This window comes from Pseudomonas sp. BJa3 (genome assembly GCF_026343815.1).
GTDB classification, from domain to species: Bacteria; Pseudomonadota; Gammaproteobacteria; order Pseudomonadales; family Pseudomonadaceae; genus Aquipseudomonas; species Aquipseudomonas soli.
The window spans coordinates 1-261 of the sequence record NZ_JAOXMC010000299.1 but is presented as its reverse complement, the minus strand read 5'-3'; the positions used below and the strand labels follow the sequence as shown (position 1 = coordinate 261).

The window sequence follows — 261 nt, the reverse complement described above, 5'->3', positions numbered from 1 at the left end:
CGTCATGCATTCAGCTCGAATTGCCCCCGCACGGCTTGTGTGGCGGGCAGGTGCGTTTTGCACTGAAAGTCTATCCAATCAGTAATCAGGAGGACGATTCATGAGCAGCCAATACGAGGACATCAGCAGCACGGTATTGCGCCGGATGAAAGAAGGCGGGTTCAACTTCGCCCAGATCCATCCCATTGAGTTCTATGCGGTTTTTCCCGATGAGGCGCGGGCACGACGGGCAGCGGGACAGTTTCGTGGCGAATCGCTCAG

1 protein-coding gene is annotated in these 261 nt (G+C 56.3%); it reads left to right on the top strand.

What is annotated here, in order from left to right; translation table 11 throughout:
- Window positions 1-100: 100 nt before the first annotated feature.
- Window positions 101-261, top strand: a 161-nt coding sequence (locus tag OH705_RS27785) for a ribonuclease E inhibitor RraB (RefSeq protein WP_267303505.1), incomplete at its 3' end; no start/stop codon positions are given.